This is a genomic window from Lelliottia sp. F153, from assembly GCF_002870005.1.
GTDB classification, from domain to species: Bacteria; Pseudomonadota; Gammaproteobacteria; order Enterobacterales; family Enterobacteriaceae; genus Enterobacter; species Enterobacter nimipressuralis.
This window is the reverse complement of record NZ_PKFT01000001.1, coordinates 1218550-1244950: the sequence shown is the minus strand read 5'-3', so window position 1 is coordinate 1244950 and position 26401 is coordinate 1218550. Positions and strand designations below refer to the sequence as shown.

Below are 26401 nucleotides of genomic sequence, written 5' to 3'. Positions count from 1 at the left end.
TCTCGCGTAGAGAGGGGGGCAGATTGAAGACGTTTAACCCGTTACCGCCTCTTCAATTGGCGGCTTCTCAATCAATGTAATCATGGTATTGGCAATCTCACGTTCGCCCATCACCACCTGATTCGCTCCGCGTTCGGTAATGTATTCCACTTCATCGTCATAATGCGCGCGAGCAATGATCTCGATAGTCGGGCACTTCTCCCGTGCCTTGGTCACGATTTCACCCGCCTCGTAGCCGTTCGGAATGGTCAGCAGCAGCCAGCGCGCACAGTCCAGATGCGCCAGATTCATAATCTCTTCGTTCGCCGCATTACCCAGCACCGCGCGGATGCCGCGCGCGCGCAGCTCATCCACACGGGTGCGTGACGTTTCAATCACCACCAGCGGAATGCCCTGCGCCATCAGTTTCTCACCGAGCAGACTCCCGACGCGGCCAAAACCGACCAGCAGAGCGTGGTTGCAGATATCCACCGGGATTTGCTTCTCTTCTTCAATCGCTTCTTCCAGCGTCTGCTCTTCCAGCGTTTCGGTTTTATCGAGGTATTTCTCAAGCAGGGCAAACAGCACCGGGTTGAGCATAATGGAGAGGATCGCCCCCGCCAGCACCAGATTCTGCCCGGCCTGTGGCAGCAAGTTCAGCGCCATGCCGAGGCTTGCCAGGATAAAGGCAAATTCACCAATCTGCGCGAGGCTGGCAGCGATGGTGAGCGCGGTGCGCGGTGAGTGGCCGAACAATCTGACCAGGCCGAATGCCACCACGGATTTACCGAAGATAATAATCGCCAGTGTGCCCAGCACGGCCAGCGGCTGCTCGATCAGAATTAGCGGATCAAACAGCATGCCGACAGAGACGAAGAACAGCACCGCAAACGCATCACGCAACGGCAGCGTATCGTGCGCCGCGCGGTGGCTCAGCTCGGATTCGTTCAGCACCATACCTGCGAAGAACGCACCCAGCGCAAAAGAGACGTCAAACAGCTCGACGGCACCGAAGGCGATACCGAGCGCCAGGGCCAGCACCGACAGCGTAAACAGTTCGCGAGAGCCAGTAGCGGCGCTGCGGGAGAGGATCCACGGCACCAGACGGCGGCCCACCAGCATCATAATGGCGATAAAGGCGACCACTTTGCCGATGGTAATGCTCATATCCAGCGCCAGCGTGGCAAAGCCGACGTTATCTTGTTCAACCATACCGGCGACGGCAGGCAGCAGAACCAGCGTCAGGACCATCACCAGATCTTCAACAATCAGCCAGCCGATGGCGATTTGCCCGCGCTGGCTGTCTATCAGCTGCCTCTCCTCAAGCGCGCGCAGCAGCACCACGGTACTGGCGGTTGAGAGACACAGCCCGAATACAATACCGGTCATCAGCGACCAGCCAAGCAGAGCGGAAAGCGCCATCCCCAGCAACGTCGCCACGCCTATCTGGGCGATTGCGCCGGGTATGGCGATATGCTTTACCGCCATCAAATCCTTCAGGGAGAAGTGCAGGCCCACGCCGAACATCAGCAGAATCACGCCTAATTCCGCCAGTTCAGGAGCCAGTTTGGTATCCGCAACAAAACCCGGCGTAAACGGACCCGCCAGCACACCCGCTAATAAATAGCCCACGAGAGGAGAAATACGTAATTTGTTGGCAATCATGCCAAGGATAAAAGCGAGCACAAGTCCACCTACAATGGTGGTGATAAGCGGTGTGGCGTGATGCATTCCGTCTCCTTTCGTCGTGGGGTGTTCCATTTTTGGCGTAAAAACCAAAAAGCCGATTAATAGTTTATGACAATTTCGGCCATTATGTTTATGAATAATTGTTGAAATTTGAAGAAAACAGCAATAAGCGTTAAAAAAAGCAGATTAGGACAAATTACCGGAGGGATGAAGAGGAAAGCCTTATGGCAGTAGGTGAGAGGTGCGGCCAAAGTTTACTTTGACCGCAGAGAAACTACGCCTTATGGCGATAATCAGGCAGGAATATGGTCAGTATCCCCAGAAGTGGCAGGAAAGCACAGATTTTATAGACCAGGAAGATGCTCGTGTGGTCTGCAACCAGCCCCAGCACAGCCGCACCAAGGCCTCCCATCCCAAACGCAAATCCGAAAAACAGCCCGGAAACCATGCCAATACGGCCCGGCATCAGCTCCTGAGCATACACCAGGATAGCGGAAAACGCGGACGCGAGGATAAAGCCAATGATCACGGTTAAAATCCCCGTCCATTCAAGACTTGCATAGGGTAAAACAAGGGTAAAAGGCGCTACGCCGAGGATAGAGCCCCAAATCACATATTTACGCCCAATTTTATCACCCACAGGGCCGCCAATGACGGTTCCCGCCGCAACCGCAAACAGGAAAGCAAACAGGTGGAACTGGGCGTTTTGCACCGATAATCCGAATTTCTCCATCAGATAAAAGGTGTAATAGCTACTGATGCTCGCCATATAGAAGTATTTCGAGAAAATCAGCACCAATAGGATACTCACCGCTAGGATGACCTTATCGCGCGGAAGCGGATTGATAATCACGGCTTTAGGTTTCCCCTTGTTTACCCGATGCTGAGCCGCGTACCAGCGGCTGATCTGAATCAGCACCACGATGGCCAGCAGCGCCGCGAGGACGAACCACGCAACGTTACCTTTCCCGTAGGGGGCAATGACCACGGCGGCCAGCAAAGGGCCGAGGGAGCTGCCAAAATTGCCGCCGACCTGGAACAGGGATTGCGCCAGCCCATGACGTCCACCTGACGCCATACGCGCGACGCGCGAGGACTCCGGATGGAAGACCGACGAACCGGTACCCACCAGCGCCGCAGCCAGCAGCACCATCTCAAAGCTTCCTGCCAGTGCCAGCAGCACCAGCCCGCTCAGGGTAAAGCACATGCCAATAGGCAGCGACCACGGCATCGGATATTTATCCGTCCAGTAGCCGACTACCGGCTGGAGCAGGGACGACGCCATCTGGAAGGTCAGCGTAATCATCCCGATCTGCACGAAGGTTAATGAAAATTCTGACTGCAGCAGCGGATAGATCGCCAGAATCAGCGACTGAATCATATCGTTAAGCAGATGCGACAGACTGATGGCACCCAAAATACCAAATGCGGTGCGCGATTTCGGCGCGGACGCCGGAGTGCCCGTAACAGGCGGAGTCGATTCACTGATTGCCATAAATACCACGTCTATTATTAGGAGAAGTGCAGGATGTCATTATTATCCCGCTAACATACCTGTGCGCGAGATTTGAAGAAAGTCGCAATTCTGAAAACATATTTGTCTATTCTTCTTACTCATTGTAATTTTTGCGTTTGTCTTTTGGTCAGGGAGCGAGAATATGAAGTTAATGAAGCGAGGCGTCGCACTGGCGCTGATAGCCGCATGGGCGCTGGCAAGCCAGCCTGCGCAGGCGTACGAAAAAGATAAAACCTATAAAATAACCATTCTCCATACCAACGATCACCACGGCCATTTCTGGCGTAGCGAATACGGCGAGTACGGTCTGGCCGCACAAAAAACGCTGGTGGACGGTATTCGTAAAGAGGTGGCGGCTGAGGGCGGCAGCGTCCTGCTGCTGTCAGGCGGTGATATCAACACCGGCGTGCCGGAATCCGATTTGCAGGACGCCGAACCGGATTTCCGCGGCATGAATTTAATCGGCTATGACGCGATGGCCGTCGGCAACCATGAGTTTGATAACCCGCTAACCGTCCTGCGCCAGCAGGAAAAATGGTCCAAATTCCCGTTCCTCTCGGCCAATATTTATCAGAAGAGTACCGGCGAGCGCCTGTTTAAACCCTGGGCCTTGTTCAAACGCGAAGATCTGAAAATCGCGGTGATCGGGTTAACCACCGACGACACGGCGAAAATCGGTAATCCGGAATATTTCACGGATATCGAATTCCGCAAACCGGCTGACGAAGCGAAGCTGGTGATTCAGGAGCTGAATCAAAACGAAAAACCAGACGTGATTATCGCCACCACCCATATGGGGCACTACGACAACGGCGAGCACGGTTCGAACGCACCTGGCGACGTGGAAATGGCGCGCAGCCTGCCAGCAGGCTCGCTGGCGATGATTGTGGGTGGTCACTCACAAAACCCAGTGTGCATGGCCTCGGAGAATAAAAAGCAGGTTGATTACGTGCCGGGTACGCCATGCGCCCCGGATCGCCAGAACGGGATCTGGATTGTTCAGGCGCACGAGTGGGGCAAATACGTGGGGCGCGCAGATTTTGAATTCCGCAACGGCGAAATGAAAATGGTGCGCTATCAGCTGATCCCGGTAAACCTGAAGAAGAAAGTGACCTACGACGACGGGAAAAGTGAGCGCGTACTTTACACCCCGGAAATTGCTGAGAACGCCCAGATGCTGTCGTTGCTGACGCCATTCCAGAACAAAGGCAAAGCGCAGCTTGATGTGAAAATCGGGACGGTGAATGGCCGACTCGAAGGCGATCGCAGCAAGGTCCGCTTCGTGCAGACCAACATGGGCCGTCTGCTGCTGGCGGCACAAATGGCGCGCACCGGTGCTGATTTTGCCGTCATGAGCGGCGGCGGTGTGCGTGACTCCATCGACGGCGGCGATATTACCTACAAAGACGTGCTGAAGGTTCAGCCGTTCGGCAACATCGTGGTCTATGCGGACATGAGCGGAAAAGAGGTGATCGACTATCTGACCGCCGTTGCGCAAATGAAGCCGGACTCCGGGGCCTATCCGCAGTTTGCCAACGTCAGCTTTACGGCGAAAAACGGCACGCTTAACGATCTGAAAATCAAAGGTGAGCCGGTCGATCCCGCTAAAACCTACCGCATGGCAACATTAAGTTTTAACGCCACGGGCGGCGACGGGTATCCGCATATCGACAACAAACCGGGCTACGTCAACACCGGCTTTATCGACGCTGAAGTGCTTAAGCAGTACATCCAGCAGAATTCTCCGCTGGATGTGAATGCCTACGAGCCGAAAGGCGAGGTGAGCTGGCAGTAACGGGCTATTTTGTTCGCCCTTTTTGAACTCGAGCAGTGCCAGGAATCCGTATGTACGATGTGTACGCGGGTTCCTGCGCTGTCAGGGTGTAGAGACTAAATTCACGCCTGAACGTTGGCCCGCTAAGCGGACAGGGCGTTTAATCCCGGCGCGCAATATCCGCGAACGTCGCATCCAGTATTTTCGCCAGATCCCCCGCCGCCAGCTCAATATCCAGCCCGCGCTTACCGCCGGAAATGTAGATAGTGTCAAAGGTCTGTGACGGCGCATCGATCAATGTCGGCAGGCGTTTCTTCTGCCCGAGAGGGCTAATTCCACCCACCAGATAGCCGGTCGTGCGTTGCGCAACCATCGGATCGGCCATATCGACCTTTTTCGCGCCCAGCGCTTTGGCGACTTTCTTTAAATCCAGCTGCCCGGCCACAGGCGTCACCGCCACGGCCAGGTGCTTCATATCACCGTTCACCGCCACCAGCAGCGTTTTATAGACCTGATCCGCGTTCAGGCCCAGTTTGCGCACCACTTCATCGCCAAAGTTTGTTTCACTGGGGTCGTGATCGTAGGTATGGATACGGAAAGGAATTTTGTTTTTTTCGAGTAATTTAACGGCGGGAGTCATAATGATCCTTCTTACCACAGACAATTTACGCGCTCAGCATACGCCTGACAGCTGTCTAAAAAATAGCACCATCTTGCGCAATAGTATTGGCAGTGATGGTTACTTTGAGCGACAATCGGCTCTGACCGAAGGTCTCCTTCGGCATAATAATAACGATGAAATTCCTCTTTGACGGGCCAATAGAAATATTGGCCATTTTTTTTATTTCAACAGTGACGGCAAATTCCCTTCGCCATACAAATGCAGCGCCCCCACGGCCACCACGTAGCGCCCGGCGGGCAGAGCCTGCAACGTTTCTCGCCAGGCCTGATTGCGCTCATGCATCAGCACATCGTACAGCGATTCGCTGAAGGTCGAGGGCAGTTCCAGCTTGCCGTTGGTCGGCGGCGTCTCCAGCCACCAGCTGATCATCATCTGCAACAGACGCGCGTTGGTGTGCCAGTGGGTGAGGGTATCATCCAGCAGCAGCAGACCATCCTCAGGAAGCTGGCGCAAAAGAGCAACCTGACTGTCGGCGCCCTCCAGCTCAATAATGGCAAGATTACGCGCGCGCGCGGCGTTGAGGAGCTGGTAGTCGATACCGTACTCCCCGCGCAAACCCAGTCGTTGAGCCTGCGTCGCCTGCAACACCATGGCGATTTGCCACAGGGGCTGCGTTTCCAGAAGGGATAAAGAAAGCCCCAGCTCATCGGCCACACGTTCAAGCTCGTCGCGCTGTGTTTCGTTGAGACGTTCGCTCAGCGGCGGCGGGATATCGAGATTGGCGAACGGCGATTCGCTGCCGGAAATATCGGCTTCGACGATCAGCGCATCGGCTTTGCGCAACAGTTGTATCAGTGCCGGTGGCAGGGGCGACATATCGCGCGTACCCATATGGATACTGCCGACCAGGTGCAGATGCTGCCCGCCCGGGAGTGAAATATCCAGCCCCGGCCAGGGATAGCGGCGGGGAAACAAAGCGCGGAAGGTGGTTTTTATACGACTAAACAGACTCATACGCGCTCCATTGATGGAAAAGTTCATGCTAGCGCGTGGTGGCTGAAGGTGCAACTCCAGGCCGGGTTGGGCGAAGCCGCCACCCGGCCTGCAGGTTTACTCTTTCGGTTTGAAGCGCAGCAACCGGTTCGCGTTGCTGACCACGGTTATGGACGAGAGCGCCATTGCTGCCCCGGCGACGACCGGGTTGAGCAAGGTGCCGGTCAGCGGCCACAGGATCCCGGCGGCAATCGGGATGCCGAATGCGTTGTAGATAAACGCACCGAGCAGATTTTGCTTCATGTTGCGCAGCGTGGCTTTCGAAATTGCCAGCGCATCGGCAACACCCATCAGGCTATGGCGCATCAGGGTAATCGCCGCCGTCTCAATCGCCACATCGCTCCCGCCGCCCATAGCGATGCCGACATCCGCCTGCGCCAGTGCGGGGGCGTCGTTTATGCCGTCGCCGACCATCGCCACCTGTCGGCCCTGACGTTGCAGTTTGATAATCGCATCGGCTTTGCCATCGGGCAGCACGCCCGCGATCACCTCGTCGATACCTGCTTCTTTGGCAATGGCGTTGGCAGTGGTTGGGTTGTCGCCGGTGAGCATCACCAGACGATAGCCAGCCTGATGCAGACGTTTCAGCGCGGCCACGCTGTCGGCCCGCAGCGGATCGCGGATAGCGAACAGCGCTGCCGCTTTCCCCTCGACCGCCAACAGCACCGGCGTAGCGCCCTGAGAGGCCTGGGCGGTTAATTCATCGCTCAGCGCAGCGGTATCAATGCCGTTTTCGTTGAGCAGTGCCTGATTACCAAGCAGCAGCGTGTGGCCATCGACTTCACCGCTGACCCCCAGCCCGCGCAGGGTGCGGAAGTTATTCACATGCGGCAATACTGCTTGACCGGCTTTCTCGAGAATCGCTCTCGCCAGCGGATGGCTGGAGCCTTGCTCAAGCGCGGCGGCCAGACGTAAGGCATCTTCTTGCGTGACACCGACGGTTTTCACCGCCACGACCTGCGGTTTGCCTTCGGTCAGGGTGCCTGTTTTATCAAACACCAGCGTGTCGAGCGTGCTGGCGCGCTGGAGGGCATCGGCGTCGCGAACCAACACACCAAACTCGGCGGCACGACCAACGCCGGAAATAATCGACATCGGCGTCGCCAGTCCTAAAGCACACGGACAGGCGATGATCAGCACCGTGGTGGCGATGACCAGGGTGTAGACAATCTGCGGTGCCGGGCCAAAAACGTACCAGATGGCGGCGCTGAACAGCGCGATGCCGACCACCACGGGCACAAATATGGCGGAAATTTTATCGGCGAGCTGACCGATCTCCGGCTTGCTGCTTTGCGCCTGGCGCACCATGCGAATGATGCGAGAAAGCGTCGTATGACTCCCGACAGCACTGGCGCGGAAAAGCACGCTACCGTCCTGCACCACCGTACCGGCATGAACTGCATCACCGGCGGATTTTTGCTGCGGCACCGGTTCACCGGTCAGCATCGCTTCATCCAGCCAGGCTTCACCCTGAGTGATTTCACCGTCGACCGGCACGCGATCGCCCGTCGTTAAGCGCAGCGTCATGCCTGGCTGCACCTCGGCGAGCGGCAGGCCGATTTCACCCTCGTCCGTCACCACGCGGGCCGAGGGTGGCGTGAGATCAAGCAGACGCTCCAGCGCTTTGGACGACCGCTGGCGCGCGCGCGCTTCAAGCATATGGCCTAAGTTGATCAGACCAATAATCATCGCGCTCGCTTCGTAATAGAGATGGCGTGCTTCCATCGGAAACCACTGCGGCCAGACGTTCACGCTCATGGAATAGAGCCACGCCGCGCCGGTGCCGAGGGCGACGAGTGTGTCCATCGTCGCGGTGCGGTTCTTGAGGCTCTTCCAGGCGCTGGTGTAGAAATGCCCACCGGCGAAGACCATCACACCAAGGGTGATCACACCAATCACCAGCCACAGCGTGCGGTTGTCGTCGGTGACCATCATGTTGTCGCCGAGCATTCCCCACACCATCACCGGAATACCGACCAGCAGAGCGACAATCGCCTGCCAGCGGAAGCGTTTCATGGTGGCGATGGCGGTCTCTTGCTGGCGTTCGCGGCGCTCGGCATCATCTTCAATGGCCTCTGCGCCGTAACCGGCTTTTTCCACCGCCTGCACTAATTCTGCGGCTGACGCACTGCCCATAATCAGCGCAGTGCGTTCCGCGAGGTTTACCCGCGCCTGTGAGACGCCCGGTACGGCCTGCAACGCATTCTGTACGCGGGAGACACAGCTGGCACAGCTCATGCCGTTGATCAGCAGCTGTTGGCTGTCGTCAATATCATGGGCTGCCGGAAGCTCAGAAGTATCCGCTGTCAGTGCTTCCGACGGGGTTAATGACTCTGTCAGCGGATTAGCCTTTGGGTGGCTTAGCTCCGCCCCGTAACCTGCTTGTTTAACGGTATCAATCAGCGCGTCGGCGCTGGCGCTGCCAGTGACAACGGCGCTTTCGATCGTCACGTCTGCACTTTCAACGTCAGGACGTTGTTCGAGGCTCTCTTTGACACGTTTGACGCAGTGACCGCAGGTCAGGCCATCCAGCGTCAGGTTGATTGTGTGAGACATAGCAAAACTCCTGTATGATTATTCAGCCAACATACTCTTTCTGGAACAGTGTTATGAAGGTTAAACCTTCCATCAAGGGGAAGGTCAAGGGGGAAATGTGAATATCAGTGATGTGGCAAAAAAAACCGGGTTAACCAGCAAAGCGATTCGTTTTTACGAAGAGAAAGGACTGGTCACGCCGCCGCTGCGCAGCGAAAACGGCTATCGCAGTTACACGCAGCTGCACCTCGAAGAACTCACGCTTTTACGCCAGGCCCGGCAGGTGGGGTTTAACCTTGAAGAGTGCGGTGAACTGGTCCATCTGTTCAACGATCCTAAACGGCACAGTGCCGATGTGAAAAAGAGAACTCTGGAAAAGGTCGCGGAAATCGAGCGCCATATCCTGGAGCTGCAGGCGATGCGTGAACAACTGCTCTCACTCGCCGAATCTTGTCCGGGGGATGACAGCGCCGACTGTCCGATTATTGATAATCTTTCCGGCTGCTGCCATCGTAAGGCCAGCGTTTAACGGGCTTTCACCCGAAGCGTAATGCCTTCTACCGCGATGACTTCAATGCGAGTCCCTGCCACGAGGTCATCATCGGCTACCACTGGCCACGTGCTGTCACCGACACGAACATGTCCGCGCCCGTTGATTAACGTGGTATCCAGCGTATAGCGCTTACCCACCAGCTGCTGGCCGCGCTGATTGAGTGCGGCATCGGCGGGTTTTTGCTCGCGCACCTGGCGCGTTAGCCATCGATACCAGAGCCAGGCGGCGACCAGCGTCAGCAGGGCGAAGAGGGCACCTTGCCACTCCCAGCCAAAAGGTGCGACCCAGACCAGCAGCCCGGTGATGACCGCCGCGACGCCGCTCCAGAGCAGATACCCGTTGCCGCCCAGCATCTCAGCCGCCAGCAACAGCCCGCCCAGGCTGAGCCAGAAAACATGAGGGTGTGCTGCAATCATCTCAATCATTTTTTGCGCTCATCTCCGCTATTCTTGATAAGCTCCGCGATCCCGGCGATAGAGCCCATCAGGCTGCTGGCTTCCAGCGGCATCATCACCACTTTGCTATTGTTGGCTGAGCCAATTTTCTGCAGCGCATCGGTGTATTTCTGCGCCACGAAGTAGTTAATTGCCTGGATATCACCGGCCGCAATGGCCTCGGAAACCATCTGGGTGGCGCGTGCTTCTGCCTCGGCGGAACGTTCACGGGCTTCTGCCTGTAAGAAGGCCGACTGGCGTTCCCCTTCAGCTTTCAGAATTTGCGACTGTTTCTCCCCTTCGGCTTTCAGGATCTCCGCCTGACGCACCCCTTCGGCCTCAAGAATGTACGCACGTTTGGTTCGCTCCGCTTTCATCTGGGCGTTCATCGACGAAATCAGTTCTGCCGGTGGGCGCACGTCGCGGATTTCGATACGGGTGACTTTAATCCCCCACGGATTGGTCGCTTCATCAACGATATGCAGCAGGCGCGTATTGATGTTGTCGCGCTGGGAGAGCATTTCGTCCAGCTCCATCGACCCCAGTACCGTACGGATGTTGGTCATGGTCAGGTTGATAATCGCCAGTTCCAGGTTGCTGACCTCATAGGCGGCTTTTGGCGCGTCGATCACCTGAATAAAGCAAACGGCGTCGATGGTGACGTTGGCGTTGTCTCGGGAGATGATCTCCTGGGAAGGGATATCCAGCACCTGTTCCATCATGTTGATTTTACGCCCAATACGATCCATGAACGGGACGATAAGACTCAGGCCTGGCTGGAGGGTGTTGGTGTATCGGCCGAAACGTTCGACCGTCCACTGATAGCCCTGGGGCACGATCTTTACGCCTGCCCCGACGATCACCAGCGCGACGAAAATAAGGATAGGGATGACGATCAACATGAAAACCTCCTGTTTTGCATTCCGTGGAGCAGCAAAAACTGCTCGTTTGTTGAACTTAAGTATATCGACTATTGCAGGGAAGTTCGCCTCCAATCCATTAACGTGGTTACAATATTGGAACGAAGCTGAATTAAAAAACGGGAAATAATATGAAGGATAATAATGCGCTTCTGGAACTCAGGAACGTGGGTTTTCGCGTGGGCGAAACCACGATATTGCAGCAGATTAGCTTCAACGTACAGCCAGGGGAATTCAGGCTCATTACGGGCCCGTCTGGCTGTGGTAAAAGCACGTTGCTGAAGATTATCGCCTCACTCCTCAGCCCGACGGAAGGGCGAATTTTCTTTGAAGACAAGGACATCACGACACTCACGCCCGAGCATTATCGCCAGCAGGTCTCCTACTGCGTGCAAACGCCTTCGCTGTTTGGTGAGACGGTGTACGACAATCTGATCTTCCCCTGGCAGATCCGCGATAAAGCCCCCGAACCGGAAAAATTCATTGCCGATCTGACGCGTTTTAGTCTGCCAGCGGAAACCCTGACAAAGTCCGTAAACGAACTTTCCGGCGGTGAAAAACAGCGCGTCTCGCTGATTCGTAATCTGCAGTTTCTGCCCAAAGTGCTGCTGCTGGATGAAGTGACCAGCGCCCTCGACGAAAACAACAAACGCAACGTGAATGAGATCATTCATCGCTATGCCAAAGAGAACAACATTGCGGTGCTGTGGGTAACGCACGACGCCGGTGAGATTGCCCACGCAGATGAGGTGATTACCCTTCAGCCACAGGGCGGGAAGATGAAGGAGGAAAACCGTGAACGAGCATAATATTACCAACGAATCACTGGCGCTTTCGATGGTGCTGGTCCTGGTGGCGATTCTGGTCAGCCATCGAGAGAAGCTCGGTCTGGAAAAGGACATTGTGTGGAGCATTTGCCGGGCGGTCATTCAGCTGATTATCGTCGGCTATGTGCTGAAGTATATTTTCAACGTCAACCACGCGGTGCTGACGCTGCTGATGGTGCTGTTTATCTGCTTTAACGCCGCGTGGAATGCGCAAAAACGCAGTAAATACATCGATAAGGCCTTTATCTCTTCGTTTATCGCCATTACCACCGGCACGGCGTTGACGCTGGCAGTGCTGGTGCTGTCGGGATCGATTGAATTTTCACCGATGCAGGTGATCCCGATTTCCGGGATGATTGCGGGTAATGCGATGGTGGCGGTGGGGTTGTGCTACAACAATCTCGGCCAGCGTTTTAGCAGCGAGCAGCAGCAGATCCAGGAGAAACTCAGCCTGGGAGCCACGCCAAAAACGGCGTCGGCGCGTTTGATCCGTGAGAGTATACGATCGTCGCTGATCCCAACGGTCGATTCGGCGAAAACGGTCGGGCTGGTGAGTTTACCGGGGATGATGTCCGGGCTAATTTTTGCCGGTATTGATCCCGTGAAAGCGATTAAGTATCAGATTATGGTGACGTTTATGCTGCTCTCGACGGCCAGCCTGTCGACCATTATCGCCTGCTATTTAACCTATCGAAAATTCTACAACTCCCGGCATCAGCTGGTGGTGACGCAATTGAAAAAAGCAGAGTAACGTGCAGGTGTGTTGCCGGGCAGTATGTCGCTTGCCCGGCTTTCAGACTGGATTAGTAGAGCAGGGCGTAAAGCTGGCGGCGATACTTTGAGGCCAGCGCATCGCCGGTACCCAGTGCCGCCAGGATCTCCTGGAACATTTTACGCGCCTGGCCGTCAGCAGCCGCCAGATCCTTTTTCAGATGGCTAAACAGCAGCTCCAGCGCCTCTTCGTTACGCCCGACCTGATGAAGCTGTAACGCCAGCTGGCTGGCCAGCGCCGCATCGTCAGGGTTCTCGGCTACCTGCTGCTGCAACTGCTGGATTTCCGGCGTGTCAGCCGCCTGCTTCAGCAACTCAATTTGCGCAACCAGACCCTGATAGCGGGTATCCTGATCCTGCAGCGGAATGGTTTTCAGCACCGCTTCAGCCTCTTCTGAACGGTGCAGTTCGATCTGCGTCTGCGCCAGTAGCAGGCCAATCTGGCTGTCCTGGTTCGACATCTGCCACGCCTCTTTCAGCAGCGGCAGCGCTTCGTCGTGTTTGCCTTCCTGAATCAATGCCAGCGCCTGCTGCGCTTTCAGCTCCTCTTCGCGCGGCAGCACTTTATCGAGCAGGGCGCGAACAGCTTCTTCGGGCTGCGGGCCCTGGAAGCCATCTACGGGCTGACCATTCTGGAACAGATAGACGGTTGGAATGGCACGCAGACCAAACTGGGAGGCCACCATCTGCTCGGCGTCGCAGTCCAGTTTTGCCAGCAGGAACTGACCGTTGTACTGCGCCGCCAGGCTTTCCAGCACCGGCGTCAGCTCCAGACAGTGCTGGCTGCGCTCGGACCAAAAATAGAACAGCACAGGTTTGGTCATCGACACTTCGAGTGTCTGGTGCAGGTTCGCTTCAGTGATGTTGACAATATTCTGTACGGACATACGGCATTCTCTTTTATCAATTTGACAAATACATGGGGGATGAGGAGCGTGGCTTCAACTCAACCGCGTAAAATTTTATCCATCATGCGCCCCGGTAGCAGACGTTTGAGCCAGCCCACGGCGTGGGTGACGAGGGTCACCGGGTAGCGTATTTTCGGGCGATCGCTTTCAAAAGCATGGCGCACTTTGGTGACAACTGCCTCTGGTCCGAGGGTAAAGCGTGCGGCAATGCCAGGGTTTTCGACCGGATTGTCGGACTGGGTTTGATTTACGTTTTCTGTGAAACGGGTGCGAATCGGGCCAGGCTCAATAAGGCTGACCTTAATACCGCTATGGCGCAGCTCCATGCGTAAGGCATCTGACCAGGCCTCCAGCGCATATTTGCTGGCGGCATACGCCCCACGGCCCGGCGTGGAGATCAGGCCCATCACCGACGAGGTCATCACAATGCGGCCTTCTCCGTGGGGCAGCATCGCAGGCAACAGCGCCATGGTCAGCTGGTGGATGCCAAAAAAGTTGGTGGAAAACTGCTGCTCAAGCTGCTCGCGCGAGATGGTTTGCAGCGGGCCGTACACGCCGAAACCGGCGTTGTTAAACAGGCCGTACAGACGATTACCCGTCAGGGCTATCACTTCTGCGGCGGCGCGTTCAATGCTTTCCGGCGAGTCCAGATCCAGTAACACGCCCTGAAAACCTTTGCTGTTCATGCGTTCCACGTCTTCTTGTTTCCGGCATGCGGCGATTACCCAAAATCCCTGGCGCTTCAGTTCGAACGCGCTTTCAAGGCCAATTCCGCTGGAACATCCTGTAATTAAGACCGATTTTTGCATAACTTTACCTGTCAGGATCTCCGCTTAATTAAGAGTCATGTTTAACTAGAGGAGCCAGTCGAGTCGCCATCCAGTCTGCAATAAAGGGCTGGGCGTCGCGATTGGGGTGAATACCGTCATCCTGCATCCATTGCGGTTTCAGATAGACCTCCTCCATGAAAAATGGCAGCAGCGGAATATCGAATTCTTTGGCAAGCTTGGGATAGATGGCGCTAAAGGCCTCATTATAACGGCGTCCGTAGTTCGCAGGCAGACGAATTTGCATTAATAACGGCTGCGCATTGGCGGCCTGAATATCCGTAATAATTTTGCGTAAGGTTTCTTCTGTCTGTTGCGGCTGGAATCCCCGCAGACCGTCGTTACCGCCCAGTTCGACCAGCACCCAGCGCGGTTGATGTTGTTTGAGCAAAGCGGGCAGGCGCGCAAGCCCCTGCTGGGACGTATCGCCGCTGATGCTGGCATTCAGCACCGGCGTTTGGGTCTGCCACTTATCGTTGAGCAGCGCAGGCCAGGCGGCAGTGGCCGCCATCCGGTAGCCCGCACTCAGGCTGTCACCCAGCACCAGTAACGTGTCCGCCGCAGCGGCGCGAAAGGTCATCAGAATCAGAAACAGGAAGGGCAAATGCCAGCGGAAAACATTGTTGCAGTTCATCATCTTAAGAAGTCCGTCGGTCAGGGTGAGCACGAGCTATCCATCCTCACCGGAGTTGAACTCGTTGTCAAACGCGCTGAAACCATTGCGCTGATTGGTGAATCCGGTTCCGGTAAGTCCACGCTGCTGGCGATTCTGGCCGGGCTGGACGATGGCAGCAGCGGGGAGGTCAACCTGGTCGGTCAGCCGCTGCATAAGCTCGATGAAGAGGCGCGTGCGGCGCTGCGAGCAAAGCATATCGGCTTTGTGTTTCAGTCTTTCATGCTCATCCCGACCCTCAATGCGCTGGAAAACGTTGAGCTGCCGGGTCTGCTGCGCGGTGAAAACGCCAGTCAGAGCCGCAGCAGTGCAAAAGCGCTGCTGGAGCAGCTTGGGTTAGGCAAGCGTCTGGATCATCTCCCGGCGCAGCTTTCCGGTGGCGAGCAGCAGCGTGTGGCCTTGGCGCGGGCGTTCAACGGTCGCCCGGAGGTGCTGTTTGCCGATGAACCGACGGGGAATCTCGACCGGCAGACCGGTGATAAAATTGCCGATTTACTCTTCTCCCTCAACCGCGAGCACGGCACCACGCTGATTCTGGTCACCCACGATCCGCAGCTTGCCGCCCGCTGCGACAGACGTCTGCGTCTGGTTAACGGGCAATTGCAGGAGGAAGCATGATTGCACGCTGGTTCTGGCGCGAATGGCGCTCGCCCTCGCTGTTGATTGTCTGGCTGGCGCTGAGTCTGGCGGTGGCCTGCGTGCTGGCGCTCGGCAGCGTCAGCGATCGTATGGAAAAGGGCTTAAGTCAGCAAAGCCGCGAGTTTATGGCGGGCGACCGCACCCTGAGCAGCTCACGCGATGTGCCGCAGGCGTGGATCGATGAGGCGCGTAAACAGGGGCTGAAGGTCGGTCAGCAGTTGAGTTTCCAGACCATGACCTTCGCCGCTGATACGCCCCAGCTGGCGAGCGTGAAAGCGGTCGACGACATCTATCCCATGTACGGCGAGCTGCAAACCGAGCCGCCGGGCTTAAAACCGACAGCAGGCTCTGTGCTACTGGCCCCACGGCTGATGGCGCTGTTGAACCTGAAAACCGGCGACAGCATCGACGTGGGCGACGCCACGCTGAAAATCGCCGGGGAAGTGGTGCAGGAGCCGGATTCCGGCTTTAACCCCTTCCAGATGGCACCGCGTCTGCTGATGAATACCGCTGATGTGGCAAAAACCGGAGCCGTACAACCGGGCAGCCGCGTCACCTGGCGCTACAAATTTGGTGGCACGCCTGCGCAGATCGACGCCTACGAAAAGTGGCTGAAACCGCAGCTGAAACCGGAACATCGCTGGATTGGCATGGAGCAGGACGACGGCGCGCTGGGGAAATCCCTCGAACGCTCGCAGCAGTTTTTACTGCTCTCTGCGCTGCTGACCATGCTGCTGGCGGTTGCTGCCGTGGCGGTAGCGATGGGGCACTACTGCCGCAGCCGCTACGATCTGGTGGCGATCCTGAAAACCCTCGGCGCGGGCAGGGCGCAGCTGCGTAAGCTGATCGTCGGCCAGTGGCTGATGGTGCTGGCGTTGTCTGCCATTACCGGCGGGGCGATTGGGCTGCTGTTTGAAAAAGTGCTGATGATCCTGCTGAAACCGGTGCTGCCTGCCGCACTTCCGCCAGCCAGCCTGTGGCCGTGGCTGTGGGCCATGGGGGCGATGGTGGTAATTTCGCTGCTGGTGGGGCTGCGCCCTTATCGCCTGCTGTTGGCCACACAGCCGCTGCGGGTGCTGCGCAGGGATGTGGTTGCCAGCGTCTGGCCGCTGAAATTCTATCTGCCGGTTGTGGTGGCAGTGGTCGTGATGTTGCTCGCCTGGCTGATGGGCGGCAGCATGTTGCTGTGGGCGGTGCTGGCCGGTGCCGTTGTGCTGGCGCTGCTGTGCGGCGTGCTGGGCTGGATGCTGCTAAACGTGCTGAAAGGGCTAACGCTGAAATCCCTGCCCGTGCGTCTGGCGGTTAATCGTCTGCTGCGCCAGCCGTGGTCCACCCTCAGCCAGCTGTCGGCATTTTCACTCTCCTTTATGCTGCTGGCGATGCTGCTGGTGCTGCGCGGCGATCTGCTTGACCGCTGGCAGCAGCAGCTCCCGCCGGAAAGTCCGAACTATTTCCTGATTAACATCGCACCGGAGCAGGTCACGCCGCTGAAGGGTTTCCTGTCTGAGCATCAGATTGTGCCCGAGTCGTTCTATCCGATTGTCCGCGCGCGGCTGACGCAGATTAACGGCAAGCCGACGGAGGGGAATCAGGACGAGGCGCTTAACCGTGAGCTGAATCTGACCTGGCAGGACAAGCGTCCGGATCATAACCCGATTACCGCCGGAAACTGGCCGCCAAAAGCGGGTGAGGTGTCGATGGAAGAAGGGCTGGCCGCACGGCTGAAAGTCGGTTTAGGGGATACGGTGACCTTCACTGGCGATACCCAGGACTTTAGCGCCAAAGTGACCAGTCTGCGCAAAGTGGACTGGGAAAGCCTGCGTCCGAACTTCTTCTTTATCTTCCCGTCCGGGGCGCTCGACGGGCAGCCGCAAAGCTGGCTGACCAGCTTCCGCTGGGAAAACGGCAACGGCATGCTGACGCAGCTGAACCGCGAGTTCCCGACGGTGAGCCTGCTGGATATTGGCGCGATCCTGAAACAGGTCGGCCAGGTGCTGGAGCAGGTAAGCCGTGCGCTGGAGGTCATGGTCGTGCTGGTCACCGCCTGCGGCCTATTGCTGCTGCTGGCGCAGGTGCAGGTGGGGATGCGACAGCGCCATCAGGAGCTGGTGGTGTACCGCACGCTCGGCGCGAGTAAATCCCTGCTGCGCACAACCCTGTGGTGCGAGTTTGCGCTGCTGGGGCTGGTGTCGGGACTGGTGGCGGCCATCGGTGCAGAAACCGCGCTGGCCGTGCTTCAGACCAAAGTCTTCGACTTCCCGTGGGAGCCGGACTGGCGGCTGTGGCTGATCCTTCCGGTCTCCGGCGCAGTGCTGCTCTCCTTGTGCGGCGGCTGGCTGGGAACGCGTCTGTTAAAAGGCAAAGCCCTGTTCCGTCAGTTTGCCAGTTAATTCCCTCACGTGATGATTACGCACCGGTTTATATACTGGTGTGTAATCATTAAGTAGCACAAATCGATAATACCCCCACTTTTAGCAGCACAAAACATTAAAAACCCAACACCACGGCTCGTTTAATTCCGGATATTATTTGTCTGCTAAATAATTAGCAGCGTGTCTATCAAGGAATAATAATGACCATAAAAAAAACAGCGCTGGCGGCAACGATCGGCGCGGCAGTGGCATTGGCGTCTTTCGCAGCACAAGCGGAAATCACCGTACTGAAACAAGATCCGCAGGCGGGCAACCCCCTGAGCCGTCTTAACTTCACCGTTGGCGGCAGTATTCGTCCTCAGTTCAACATGATGACGGGCGACGGCGACAAAGGTTCTTACAAGCGTAACGGCTTCGACGGCGGTACACGTTTCCGTTTCGCCGCAGATTACTACCTGTTCGATGACATCAGCTGGATAAGCTACTACGAGCTGGGTGTGAACATTCCGGCGCTGTTCGACTGGGATAATCACTACGCAGAAGGCGCGAACAACACCTCTCGCCGTATGCTCTACACCGGCCTGAAAAGCGATACCTGGGGTACGCTGACCTTCGGTCAACAGAACAGCGTCTATTACGATGTGGTGGGCGCGAAAACCGATATCTGGGACTACGACATGATCGGTCAGGCTCCGGGTAACGGCATCAACGGCGACTACGACGGCTCTTATCGTTCACGCAAAATGCTGAAATATAAGAAAACCGTGGGCGATGCCGATATCTACGCCTCCTACCTGTTTGAAGACGGTGAATACCTGCCAGGTAACGGCCTGCGTTACAAACGTAAAGGCGGCGGTTCACTGGGTCTGGATTATCACCTGACTACCGACCTGACCTGGGGCGCGGCGTGGAACTACACCCGTGCGGATATGCGTAACCCGGATAACGGCGACAGCAAATCTTACGACCAGAATATCCTCGGTACGGCACTGAGCTGGACCCCGGACAACTGGACCTTCTCCGCAGGCGGCGGCTGGTATCAGAACTTCATGACCACCAAAAAAGTGTCCGTGAACGACTACTTTGCCGGTGATGCGTGGGGTATTGAATACTTCGCGGGCTACAAAATCCCGGTTGGCCAGTATGCGCTGAAATCCGTTCAGCCGTACGTGATGGGCGATCGTATTGAGTATGTGAATGGCCGCAACTACCAGCGCACCGATAATGGCGTGGGTGTGAGCTTCCAGCTGGATTACGGTTTCCGTGTTGATTACGAGCACGTCTTTACCTCCAGCACCGACGACCTGGGTGATATGAACCTGGTACGTCTGCGTTACGACTTCTAAGTCTGAACGCGTGGCCCCGGTGGCACGTTGCTGCCGGGGCGACGAACTGTGCCGATCTCACCGGTCATATACGCGCACGGTCTATCCTTTCCCATAAAACGCATATCCCAATTTCCTGCACATTCAACGACATATTCCGCAACATCATGAAATAATTTCAAGGACAGCCGCTTGTGATCTGTGTCATGTTAAACAGACTCTGCCCCGCATCGTACGGGGCATCACAACGTCACACCGCTTTGAAATGGAGATCTCATGGGAATTCGTCACACGCTTCGCGCCGCCGCCGGTGCGCTTTTGCTGCTCTGCGGTTTGCAGACCGCCCACGCTAACAGCGATCCGCACACCATTGTGTTTGGCGTCGCACCAGGCCCTTACGGCGATATGGTTAAACAGGCCATTGCCCCCTCGTTGAAAGAGAAGGGCTACAACGTCGTGGTGCGCGAATTCAGTGATTACGTGCAGCCGAATATGGCGCTCTCAAACGGCAGCATCGACGCTAACCTGTTCCAGCACTCGCTCTATTTTAATAAGTTCACGGCGGATAAAGGGCTGAAACTGACCAAATTACTCACCGTGCCGACTGCGGGAATGGGCTTTTACTCGCGCCAAATCAAGAGCCTGGATCAGCTTAAAAAGGGCGATATTGTGACCCTGTCAAACGACCCGACCAACCTCGCGCGCGGCCTGCGTTTCCTGCAGTCCCTGAAATTAATCACCATCAAAGACAACATCGATCCAACCAAAGCCTCTGAGCGCGATATTGCCAGCAACCCGAAAGGGCTGGTCTTCAAACCGCTGGAAGCCGCGCAGCTGCCGCGCACGCTTGATAGCGTCACGGCCTCGCTGGTGAACGGCAACTTTGCGATTGCCGCCGGGCTGGATCTCTCCAGCGCTCTGGCGCAGGAGCATCTCGATGAAAACCTGAAAAATATCATCGCCGTACGCACGGAAGATGCGGATAAACCCTTCGCGAAAGATATCGTGGCGGTGGTGCAGTCCCCGGCCTATCGCGCGGTGATCGACGATCCGAAAAACGTGTACACCGCTTTCCAGAAACCGGACTGGATGACGGCCGCAAAACCGTAATCGCGTAACCGATCGACAGGGCAGCCGAGTCTGCCCTTTTCGCATTTCTGAGGTAGTCATGATTGAGTTAGACAAGGTATGCGTCGACTTCCAGACAGGACGTGGACCTTCCACCCGCGCGGTTTCCGACGTCAGCCTGACGATTGCGGCAGGCGAGATTTTTGGCATTGTCGGCACCAGCGGCGCCGGGAAAAGCACGCTGCTGCGCACCCTTAACGCGCTTCAGCGCCCGAGCGCGGGCCGCGTGAATGTTAACGGCGTGGAGATTTCAGCCCTCGACGGCGTGAATCTGCGTAAAGCACGCCAGCGTATTGGCATGATTTTCCAGCATTTCAATTTAATGCATACCCGCACAGTGGCGCAGAACGTGGCGTTCAGCCTCAAAGCCGCCGGATGGGCGCGCAGCAACATCGCCCCGCGTGTGGCGGAGATCCTCGCCCTGGTCGGGCTGACGGACAAAGCGAATCGCTATCCGGTGCAGCTGAGCGGCGGACAGAAACAGCGCGTGGGGATCGCCCGTGCGATTGCCAACCATCCTGACGTCCTGCTCTGCGACGAACCGACATCCGCGCTGGATCTGGAAACCTCGGCCACCATTCTGGCGCTGCTGAAGCAGATCAACAAGCAGATGGGGATCACGATCGTGCTGATCACCCATGAGATGAACGTGATCAAATCTATCTGCGATCGCGTGGCGGTGATGTCCGGCGGCGAAGTGGTGGAGCTGGGCGAGGTGTTTGACGTCTTTGCCCATCCGCAGCATCCGTTCACGCAGCAACTGGTCTCCCATACTCTGAACCTGACCCTGCCGGAGCGGTTGCAGCAGCACCTGCCGGGGCAACTGCTGAAAATTCTGTTTATCGGGGATTCCGCCGAGCAGCCCGTGCTCTCGGATGTGGCGATTAAATTTGGCGTGGCGGTGAATATTCTGCACGGCAAAATCGAGTACATCGGTGAACGCGCGCTGGGGATTCTGGTGGTGCAACTGACGGCGGATGACCCGTCCGTGGTGGCGTCTGCCGTGGAACATATTCGTCATCGTACAGCCCAGGTGGAGGTGATCCGTGGATGATTTAGTGGCCGATCTGGGCCTTGCGTTTAACGAAACCTTCCAGATGCTGGGCATCTCAACGGTGCTGGCGATAATTGGCGGCCTGCCGCTCGGCTTTTTAATTTTCGTCACCGACCGCCACCTGTTCTGGCAAAACCGCGCTGTCTATCTGGTGAGCTCTGTGCTGGTGAACATTATCCGTTCGGTGCCGTTCGTGATCCTGCTGGTTCTGCTGCTGCCGTTGACGCAGCTGCTGCTCGGCAACACCATCGGTCCGATTGCGGCGTCGGTTCCGCTCTCCATGGCGGCGATTGCGTTTTACGCCCGTCTGGTGGACAGCGCCCTGCGAGAAGTGGACAAGGGGATCATCGAAGCGGCAGAAGCCTTTGGTGCTAGCCCGATGCGGATTATCTGCACCGTTTTACTGCCGGAAGCGAGCGCCGGGCTGCTGCGCGGCCTGACCATTACGCTGGTGAGCCTGATCGGTTACTCGGCGATGGCGGGAATTGTCGGCGGCGGTGGGGTAGGGGATCTGGCGATCCGCTACGGCTATTACCGTTACGAAACCCAGGTGATGGTTGTCACCGTGATCGCGCTGATCGTGCTGGTGCAGATTGTCCAGGTGCTGGGCGACTGGCTGGCGAAGCGCGCCGATAAGCGCGATCGCCGTTAGAGAATCAGGCCACCAGCCAGGTGGCCACCGCGTTAAAATCGCCCCGAAAGACAATTTTGTCGGCTTTTTTCGCCAGCTGAAAGCGGTACATCGGGTCGTAATAGTCATTGAGCAGTGGCGCAAGCCAGGAATAGTGCGCCTCGGTACGTCCGGTGCGCTGCTGCTCGATGAGCGCGGAATCAAGTAAGGCGCTGAACTCTGCAAACCGCTGTAACCCCAGACGGCGGCGGATGGCGAACAGGCCGTGGTGCAGATAGTCGGTGTACTCCTGCCAGCCTTTTTCTTCGCCGAATGCGGCTGAAAAATCCTGCCACATGTGCGCGAAATACTCCTCGCGCAGGCGTTCAAGACGGATATCAAAAGGATCGTCCACCACCACGATAGGCGATTCCGCCATGCGCTCGCGCAGACACTCCGGCAGATGGTTGGAGCCAATCATTCGGCCTTCGTCTTCCAGCACCCAGCGTGCGGCGTCCTTTTTCAGCAGCGCAACGGCCAGGTGATTTTCAAAACTGGCCTGCGACAGCTGGGCGTTAAGCGTGCGGCCAAAGGATGAGCCGCGATGACGCGCCAGCCCCTCCAGGTCGATGGCCGATGCGTGCTGTTTAACCAGCAGCGTTTTGCCGCTGCCGGTACAGCCGCCAATCAGCACCATCGGCTTTTGCACCTGTTCGGCAGTGGCTTGGATCGCGGTCTGACGCAGGGCTTTGTAGCCGCCCACAATCAGCGGGTAATCAATGCCCACCGCGTTTAGCCACGCCTGGGCAATGTGCGAGCGCTGCCCGCCACGCGCGCAGCAGAGATAACCGCCAGGGTTAGCCAGGCAGGCGTCGCGCCAGGCGTTAATCCGCTCTTCCCGCGTGTCGCCGCTGACCAGGCTATGGCCCAACGCCAGCGCGGCTTCTGGCCCCTGGCGTTTATAGCACGTGCCCACGGCGGCGCGTTCGTCGTCGGTCATCAGCGGCAGATTGAGCGCAGCAGGCATGGCGCCCTGGGTGAATTCGATCGGCGCGCGAACGTCGAGTAAAGGGGTATCGGCGGCAAGGATCGCGCGATAGTCCGTTCCATCGTTCATGAGAAGTCCTGAAGGAAACAAAACAGCAATAGGCGGGGATTTTACGCGCGTTGAAAGATGCCGGGGAAGGAAAAGATCAATTCCCCGGCATTTAGACCTTATTTGAGTTTGCTTTGCGCCCAGGCGATGCCGCTTGCGTACTCAGGTGGCAGCAGCGGAACCATCGCTTCGAGGGTGGCGCTCAGGCGGCCAGCGTCGTCATCGTTCAGATTGAGATGCCCGACTTTTCGGCCTTCGCGCACCTCTTTGTCGTACCAGTGCAGATGGACCAGCGGCAGTTTCAGCCAGTCATAATTCAGATCGGTACCGATGAGATTGATCATCACCGACGGGCTGTTCACCACCGGCTGCGGCAGCGGCAGATCGGTGATGGCGCGCAGATGCAGCTCAAACTGGCTGATAGAGGCGCCGTTTTGCGTCCAGTGGCCACTGTTATGCACGCGCGGGGCGAGTTCGTTGATCAGCAGACCGGCTGGCGTGATAAAGCACTCCATCGCCATGACGCCGACATAGCCCAGCTCATGCATGATGGCTGAGAGCATATCTTCGGCCTGCGCCTGCTGAGTGGCGTTCGCCTGCGGGAACACCACGCTGGTGCGCAGAATGCCGTCCTGATGCAGGTTATGGGTCAGGGGATAAAACACCGTGCTGCCGTCATGGGCGCGCGCGCCAACCAGCGACACTTCGCCGCTAAAATTGATCCCCTGCTCGACGATACATTCGCCGTAGCACTCGTCCGGCAGCTCGGCGGTTTCGTTCGCACGCAAACGCCACTGTCCGCGCCCGTCGTAGCCGCCGGTGCGACGCTTCACGATCGCCAGCTCGCCGAGGGTCTCGAAGACCGCAGGCCATTCGCGTTTATCCGCCAGCAGTTGCCACGGGGCCGTCGCCAGGCCCAGCTTGTCGAACAGCTGTTTTTGCGTCAGTCGGTCAGCAATAATCGGGAACACATCGCGGTTCACGAAGGCGTTATGACGCGCCAGCTCGCGGGTTAACGCGGTTTCCGGCCAGCGCTCGATTTCAGCGGTGATAACGCTTTGCTGAAACGGCACGGCTTCCGGCTCAGCGTCCAGCCCGACGGGCCAGACGCTGATGCCCAGCGGCTCACCTGCCTGACGCAGCATTCGGCCCAGCTGGCCGTTTCCGAGGACGCAGACTTGTTTCATGCCTCACCTCGCGGATCCGGATTCTCCAGCACCTCGTCGGTCTGGGCTTTACGCCACTCTGCCAGACGCTGATGTAGCTCTTTATCGTGTGTTGCCAGAATTTGTGCCGCCAGTAGTGCAGCGTTCGCGGCGCCCGCTTTGCCAATCGCCAGCGTACCGACCGGGATCCCGCGCGGCATCTGTACGATGGAATAGAGGCTGTCGACGCCGCTCAGGGCAGCACTTTGCACCGGCACGCCCAGCACCGGCACCAGCGTTTTGGCGGCAATCATGCCTGGCAGATGTGCAGCACCGCCCGCACCGGCAATGATCACCTGATAGCCGTTCTCTTCTGCGCCTTCGGCGAAGCTGAACAGTTTATCGGGAGTACGGTGCGCGGAGACCACTTCAATATGATGTGGAACGTTCAGGATTTCGAAGATTTCGGCGGCAAACTGCATGGTAGCCCAGTCGCTTTTGGACCCCATCACGATGGCGACACGCGCCGGATTATTGCGGGAAGACATGCGTCTTAAAACTCCTGTTGGTGCGGAACACACTGCTTTGAGGGCACAGAGAATAGCATTAAATTACGAGCAGGAAAACGATTGCGTAGCGATGATTTCGGCAACAAACAGAGGGGGATTAAAACGGGAAAGGGATCAGTTCTATACCGTCTGGCGTGACTTTTACCATTGAGCCTTCCGTATGCCAGGCGCCTAACACGACGCGGTGCGCGGGCTCGCCGTTAGCGCACAGCGTGTGGACGTCCGGGCGATGGGTATGGCCGTGGATAAGCCATTGCACGCGATGTTTTTCCATCACCTCGATAACCGCCTGCGGATTCACATCCATGATGGACAGGGATTTGCTGCTGTTGGCGGCTTTACTGCCTGCGCGCATTTTGGCGGCAATGCGGTTGCGGATAAACAGCGGCAGAGCAAGAAACAGGGTCTGAATCCATGGCGTATGGACTTTGGCGCGAAACGCCAGATAGCCGGTATCGTCGGTACAGAGCGTGTCGCCGTGCATGATCAGCACCTGGCGACCGTAGAGATCGAGCACCTGTTCTTCCGGCAGCAGCGTCATGCCGCTTTCACGGGCAAAGCGTTTGCCAATCAGAAAATCGCGATTGCCGTGGATGAAGAAGCAGGGAACGCCGGAATCAACCAGCGCTTTGATGGCGGCGGCGATTTCACGGTGCAGAGGGTTGGGGTCGTCGTCGCCAATCCAGGCTTCAAAGAGGTCGCCCAGAATGTAGAGCGCATCGGCAGAGCGGGCTTCGCCTTGTAAAAAACGCAGAAAACCGGCGGTGATCGCCGGTTCTTCTGTTTGCAGATGGAGGTCTGCAATAAAGAGTGTCGCCACCAATTACTCGCTGACGGTCACGCTGGTAATGATAACGTCTTCTTTAGGAACGTCCTGGTGCATACCGCTGCGGCCAGTTGCCACGCCTTTGATTTTCTCAACCACGTCCATGCCTTCAACCACTTCTGCGAATACGCAGTAGCCCCAGCCCTGCATGCTTTCGCCGGAGAAGTTCAGGAAGTCGTTGTCAGCCACGTTGATGAAGAACTGGGCAGTCGCAGAGTGTGGAGCCTGGGTACGCGCCATTGCCAGCGTACCACGGGTGTTTTTCAGACCGTTGTTCGCTTCGTTTTTGATCGCTTCTTTGGTTTCTTTCTGGGTCATGCCAGGTTCAAAACCGCCGCCCTGAATCATAAAGCCATTGATCACGCGGTGGAAAATAGTGTTGTTGTAGAAACCTTCGCGGCAGTAGTCCAGGAAGTTTTTAACTGTTTCAGGCGCTTTATCGTCAAAAGTTTTGATGACGATATCGCCATGATTAGTGTGGAAAGTAACCATTTTTGCATCCTGTTCCGGTATTGTGGTACGTCGACCTCTGTAAGGTCACAGATAAGAGGGCTGT

At 57.0% G+C, this 26401-nt stretch carries 25 protein-coding genes; 10 read left to right on the top strand and 15 right to left on the bottom strand.

Annotated features, from left to right (window positions below; translation table 11 throughout):
• Window positions 1–33: 33 nt before the first annotated feature.
• Together ybaL and F153LOC_RS05915 are read right to left on the bottom strand one after the other, a co-directional pair.
• Window positions 34–1710, bottom strand: coding sequence for a YbaL family putative K(+) efflux transporter (gene ybaL / locus F153LOC_RS05920; protein WP_100777361.1), 1677 nt, complete (start codon window positions 1708–1710; stop codon window positions 34–36).
• 232 nt (window positions 1711–1942) lie between these two features.
• The gene (locus tag F153LOC_RS05915; protein WP_100777360.1) at window positions 1943–3163 is read right to left on the bottom strand and encodes an MFS transporter; all 1221 of its coding nucleotides are present in this window, start codon (window positions 3161–3163) and stop codon (window positions 1943–1945) included.
• A 163-nt stretch (window positions 3164–3326) separates the two neighbouring features.
• Between F153LOC_RS05915 and ushA the strand changes: the two genes are divergently transcribed.
• Window positions 3327–4979, top strand: coding sequence for a bifunctional UDP-sugar hydrolase/5'-nucleotidase UshA (ushA, locus tag F153LOC_RS05910; protein WP_102104266.1), 1653 nt, complete (start codon window positions 3327–3329; stop codon window positions 4977–4979).
• Window positions 4980–5118: 139 nt separating this feature from the next.
• Here ushA and ybaK read toward each other — a convergent pair whose 3' ends face one another.
• From ybaK to copA, 3 genes are all read right to left on the bottom strand, one after another.
• Window positions 5119–5598: a Cys-tRNA(Pro)/Cys-tRNA(Cys) deacylase YbaK gene (gene ybaK / locus F153LOC_RS05905; protein ID WP_102104265.1), complete on the bottom strand. Its 480-nt coding sequence runs from the start codon at window positions 5596–5598 to the stop codon at window positions 5119–5121.
• A 201-nt stretch (window positions 5599–5799) separates the two neighbouring features.
• Window positions 5800–6594, bottom strand: a complete 795-nt coding sequence (locus tag F153LOC_RS05900) for a TraB/GumN family protein (protein ID WP_102104264.1) — start codon at window positions 6592–6594, stop codon at window positions 5800–5802.
• Window positions 6595–6690: 96 nt separating this feature from the next.
• A complete protein-coding gene (gene copA / locus F153LOC_RS05895; RefSeq protein WP_102104263.1) occupies window positions 6691–9189 on the bottom strand; it encodes a copper-exporting P-type ATPase CopA in 2499 nt (832 codons plus the stop codon).
• Window positions 9190–9286: 97 nt separating this feature from the next.
• Here copA and cueR point away from each other — a divergent pair, with 97 nt between their 5' ends.
• On the top strand, window positions 9287–9697 hold the full coding sequence (gene cueR / locus F153LOC_RS05890; RefSeq protein WP_100777355.1) for a Cu(I)-responsive transcriptional regulator: 411 nt from the start codon (window positions 9287–9289) through the stop codon (window positions 9695–9697).
• Here cueR and F153LOC_RS05885 read toward each other — a convergent pair.
• Window positions 9694–10146, bottom strand: coding sequence for an NfeD family protein (locus F153LOC_RS05885; protein WP_102104262.1), 453 nt, complete (start codon window positions 10144–10146; stop codon window positions 9694–9696). The genes cueR and F153LOC_RS05885 overlap by 4 nt on opposite strands.
• Window positions 10143–11057: an SPFH domain-containing protein gene (locus tag F153LOC_RS05880; protein WP_100777353.1), complete on the bottom strand. Its 915-nt coding sequence runs from the start codon at window positions 11055–11057 to the stop codon at window positions 10143–10145. The genes F153LOC_RS05885 and F153LOC_RS05880 overlap by 4 nt, the downstream gene beginning before the upstream one ends.
• Window positions 11058–11206: 149 nt before the next feature.
• Between F153LOC_RS05880 and fetA the strand changes: the two genes are divergently transcribed.
• The gene (gene fetA, locus F153LOC_RS05875; protein WP_102104261.1) at window positions 11207–11884 is read left to right on the top strand and encodes an iron ABC transporter ATP-binding protein FetA; all 678 of its coding nucleotides are present in this window, start codon (window positions 11207–11209) and stop codon (window positions 11882–11884) included.
• Window positions 11871–12653: an iron export ABC transporter permease subunit FetB gene (gene fetB, locus F153LOC_RS05870; RefSeq protein WP_100777351.1), complete on the top strand. Its 783-nt coding sequence runs from the start codon at window positions 11871–11873 to the stop codon at window positions 12651–12653. Before fetA ends, fetB begins: the two co-directional genes overlap by 14 nt.
• Before the next feature lie 52 nt (window positions 12654–12705).
• Here the strand turns inward: fetB and F153LOC_RS05865 are convergent, their stop codons facing one another.
• Genes F153LOC_RS05865 through tesA form a run of 3 tightly spaced genes read right to left on the bottom strand, consistent with a single transcriptional unit; the run spans window position 12706 to window position 15045 of the window.
• Window positions 12706–13560, bottom strand: a complete 855-nt coding sequence (locus tag F153LOC_RS05865) for a co-chaperone YbbN (RefSeq protein WP_102104260.1) — start codon at window positions 13558–13560, stop codon at window positions 12706–12708.
• Window positions 13561–13619: 59 nt separating this feature from the next.
• On the bottom strand, window positions 13620–14390 hold the full coding sequence (locus F153LOC_RS05860; RefSeq protein ID WP_100777349.1) for an SDR family oxidoreductase: 771 nt from the start codon (window positions 14388–14390) through the stop codon (window positions 13620–13622).
• 28 nt (window positions 14391–14418) lie between these two features.
• Window positions 14419–15045, bottom strand: coding sequence for a multifunctional acyl-CoA thioesterase I/protease I/lysophospholipase L1 (gene tesA, locus F153LOC_RS05855; protein WP_100780759.1), 627 nt, complete (start codon window positions 15043–15045; stop codon window positions 14419–14421).
• Between tesA and ybbA the strand changes: the two genes are divergently transcribed.
• From ybbA to F153LOC_RS05825, 6 genes are all read left to right on the top strand, one after another.
• A complete protein-coding gene (gene ybbA, locus F153LOC_RS05850) occupies window positions 15013–15699 on the top strand; it encodes a putative ABC transporter ATP-binding protein YbbA (protein ID WP_100777348.1) in 687 nt (228 codons plus the stop codon). The two genes, tesA and ybbA, sit on opposite strands and share 33 nt — an antisense overlap.
• The gene (gene ybbP, locus F153LOC_RS05845; RefSeq protein WP_102104259.1) at window positions 15696–18110 is read left to right on the top strand and encodes a putative ABC transporter permease subunit YbbP; all 2415 of its coding nucleotides are present in this window, start codon (window positions 15696–15698) and stop codon (window positions 18108–18110) included. Before ybbA ends, ybbP begins: the two co-directional genes overlap by 4 nt.
• 176 nt (window positions 18111–18286) lie before the next feature.
• Window positions 18287–19438: a porin gene (locus F153LOC_RS05840; protein ID WP_194512930.1), complete on the top strand. Its 1152-nt coding sequence runs from the start codon at window positions 18287–18289 to the stop codon at window positions 19436–19438.
• A 255-nt stretch (window positions 19439–19693) separates the two neighbouring features.
• Complete coding sequence (locus tag F153LOC_RS05835; protein ID WP_102104258.1) at window positions 19694–20527, top strand: MetQ/NlpA family ABC transporter substrate-binding protein; 834 nt, start codon at window positions 19694–19696, stop codon at window positions 20525–20527.
• A 58-nt stretch (window positions 20528–20585) separates the two neighbouring features.
• Window positions 20586–21599, top strand: a complete 1014-nt coding sequence (sfbB, locus tag F153LOC_RS05830) for a virulence-associated ABC transporter ATP-binding protein SfbB (protein WP_102104257.1) — start codon at window positions 20586–20588, stop codon at window positions 21597–21599.
• Window positions 21592–22251, top strand: coding sequence for a methionine ABC transporter permease (locus F153LOC_RS05825; protein ID WP_102104256.1), 660 nt, complete (start codon window positions 21592–21594; stop codon window positions 22249–22251). Before sfbB ends, F153LOC_RS05825 begins: the two co-directional genes overlap by 8 nt.
• A 4-nt stretch (window positions 22252–22255) precedes the next feature.
• On the opposite strand, the gene mnmH is transcribed toward F153LOC_RS05825, so the two are convergent.
• From mnmH to ppiB, 5 genes are all read right to left on the bottom strand, one after another.
• The gene (mnmH, locus tag F153LOC_RS05820; protein ID WP_102104255.1) at window positions 22256–23326 is read right to left on the bottom strand and encodes a tRNA 2-selenouridine(34) synthase MnmH; all 1071 of its coding nucleotides are present in this window, start codon (window positions 23324–23326) and stop codon (window positions 22256–22258) included.
• A 98-nt stretch (window positions 23327–23424) separates the two neighbouring features.
• On the bottom strand, window positions 23425–24492 hold the full coding sequence (purK, locus tag F153LOC_RS05815; RefSeq protein WP_102104254.1) for a 5-(carboxyamino)imidazole ribonucleotide synthase: 1068 nt from the start codon (window positions 24490–24492) through the stop codon (window positions 23425–23427).
• Entirely contained in the window at window positions 24489–24998 is a 510-nt protein-coding gene (gene purE, locus F153LOC_RS05810) for a 5-(carboxyamino)imidazole ribonucleotide mutase (RefSeq protein ID WP_100777340.1), read from the bottom strand. The genes purK and purE overlap by 4 nt, the downstream gene beginning before the upstream one ends.
• 118 nt (window positions 24999–25116) lie before the next feature.
• Window positions 25117–25839 (bottom strand): UDP-2,3-diacylglucosamine diphosphatase, encoded by a 723-nt coding sequence (gene lpxH / locus F153LOC_RS05800; RefSeq protein WP_102104410.1) that lies wholly within the window; start codon window positions 25837–25839, stop codon window positions 25117–25119.
• Between the two features lie 3 nt (window positions 25840–25842).
• On the bottom strand, window positions 25843–26337 hold the full coding sequence (gene ppiB / locus F153LOC_RS05795) for a peptidylprolyl isomerase B (protein WP_102104253.1): 495 nt from the start codon (window positions 26335–26337) through the stop codon (window positions 25843–25845).
• Window positions 26338–26401: the final 64 nt, after the last annotated feature.

Coding starts and splice junctions, on each gene's coding strand:
- ybaL (WP_100777361.1), bottom strand. CDS start 1,710: ATGCATCACGCCACACCGCTTATCACCACCATTGTAGGTGGACTTGTG.
- F153LOC_RS05915 (WP_100777360.1), bottom strand. CDS start 3,163: ATGGCAATCAGTGAATCGACTCCGCCTGTTACGGGCACTCCGGCGTCC.
- ushA (WP_102104266.1), top strand. CDS start 3,327: ATGAAGTTAATGAAGCGAGGCGTCGCACTGGCGCTGATAGCCGCATGG.
- ybaK (WP_102104265.1), bottom strand. CDS start 5,598: ATGACTCCCGCCGTTAAATTACTCGAAAAAAACAAAATTCCTTTCCGT.
- F153LOC_RS05900 (WP_102104264.1), bottom strand. CDS start 6,594: ATGAGTCTGTTTAGTCGTATAAAAACCACCTTCCGCGCTTTGTTTCCC.
- copA (WP_102104263.1), bottom strand. CDS start 9,189: ATGTCTCACACAATCAACCTGACGCTGGATGGCCTGACCTGCGGTCAC.
- F153LOC_RS05885 (WP_102104262.1), bottom strand. CDS start 10,146: ATGATTGAGATGATTGCAGCACACCCTCATGTTTTCTGGCTCAGCCTG.
- F153LOC_RS05880 (WP_100777353.1), bottom strand. CDS start 11,057: ATGTTGATCGTCATCCCTATCCTTATTTTCGTCGCGCTGGTGATCGTC.
- fetA (WP_102104261.1), top strand. CDS start 11,207: ATGAAGGATAATAATGCGCTTCTGGAACTCAGGAACGTGGGTTTTCGC.
- F153LOC_RS05865 (WP_102104260.1), bottom strand. CDS start 13,560: ATGTCCGTACAGAATATTGTCAACATCACTGAAGCGAACCTGCACCAG.
- F153LOC_RS05860 (WP_100777349.1), bottom strand. CDS start 14,390: ATGCAAAAATCGGTCTTAATTACAGGATGTTCCAGCGGAATTGGCCTT.
- ybbA (WP_100777348.1), top strand. CDS start 15,013: ATGCCAGCGGAAAACATTGTTGCAGTTCATCATCTTAAGAAGTCCGTC.
- tesA (WP_100780759.1), bottom strand. CDS start 15,045: ATGATGAACTGCAACAATGTTTTCCGCTGGCATTTGCCCTTCCTGTTT.
- ybbP (WP_102104259.1), top strand. CDS start 15,696: ATGATTGCACGCTGGTTCTGGCGCGAATGGCGCTCGCCCTCGCTGTTG.
- F153LOC_RS05835 (WP_102104258.1), top strand. CDS start 19,694: ATGGGAATTCGTCACACGCTTCGCGCCGCCGCCGGTGCGCTTTTGCTG.
- sfbB (WP_102104257.1), top strand. CDS start 20,586: ATGATTGAGTTAGACAAGGTATGCGTCGACTTCCAGACAGGACGTGGA.
- mnmH (WP_102104255.1), bottom strand. CDS start 23,326: ATGAACGATGGAACGGACTATCGCGCGATCCTTGCCGCCGATACCCCT.
- purK (WP_102104254.1), bottom strand. CDS start 24,492: ATGAAACAAGTCTGCGTCCTCGGAAACGGCCAGCTGGGCCGAATGCTG.
- purE (WP_100777340.1), bottom strand. CDS start 24,998: ATGTCTTCCCGCAATAATCCGGCGCGTGTCGCCATCGTGATGGGGTCC.
- ppiB (WP_102104253.1), bottom strand. CDS start 26,337: ATGGTTACTTTCCACACTAATCATGGCGATATCGTCATCAAAACTTTT.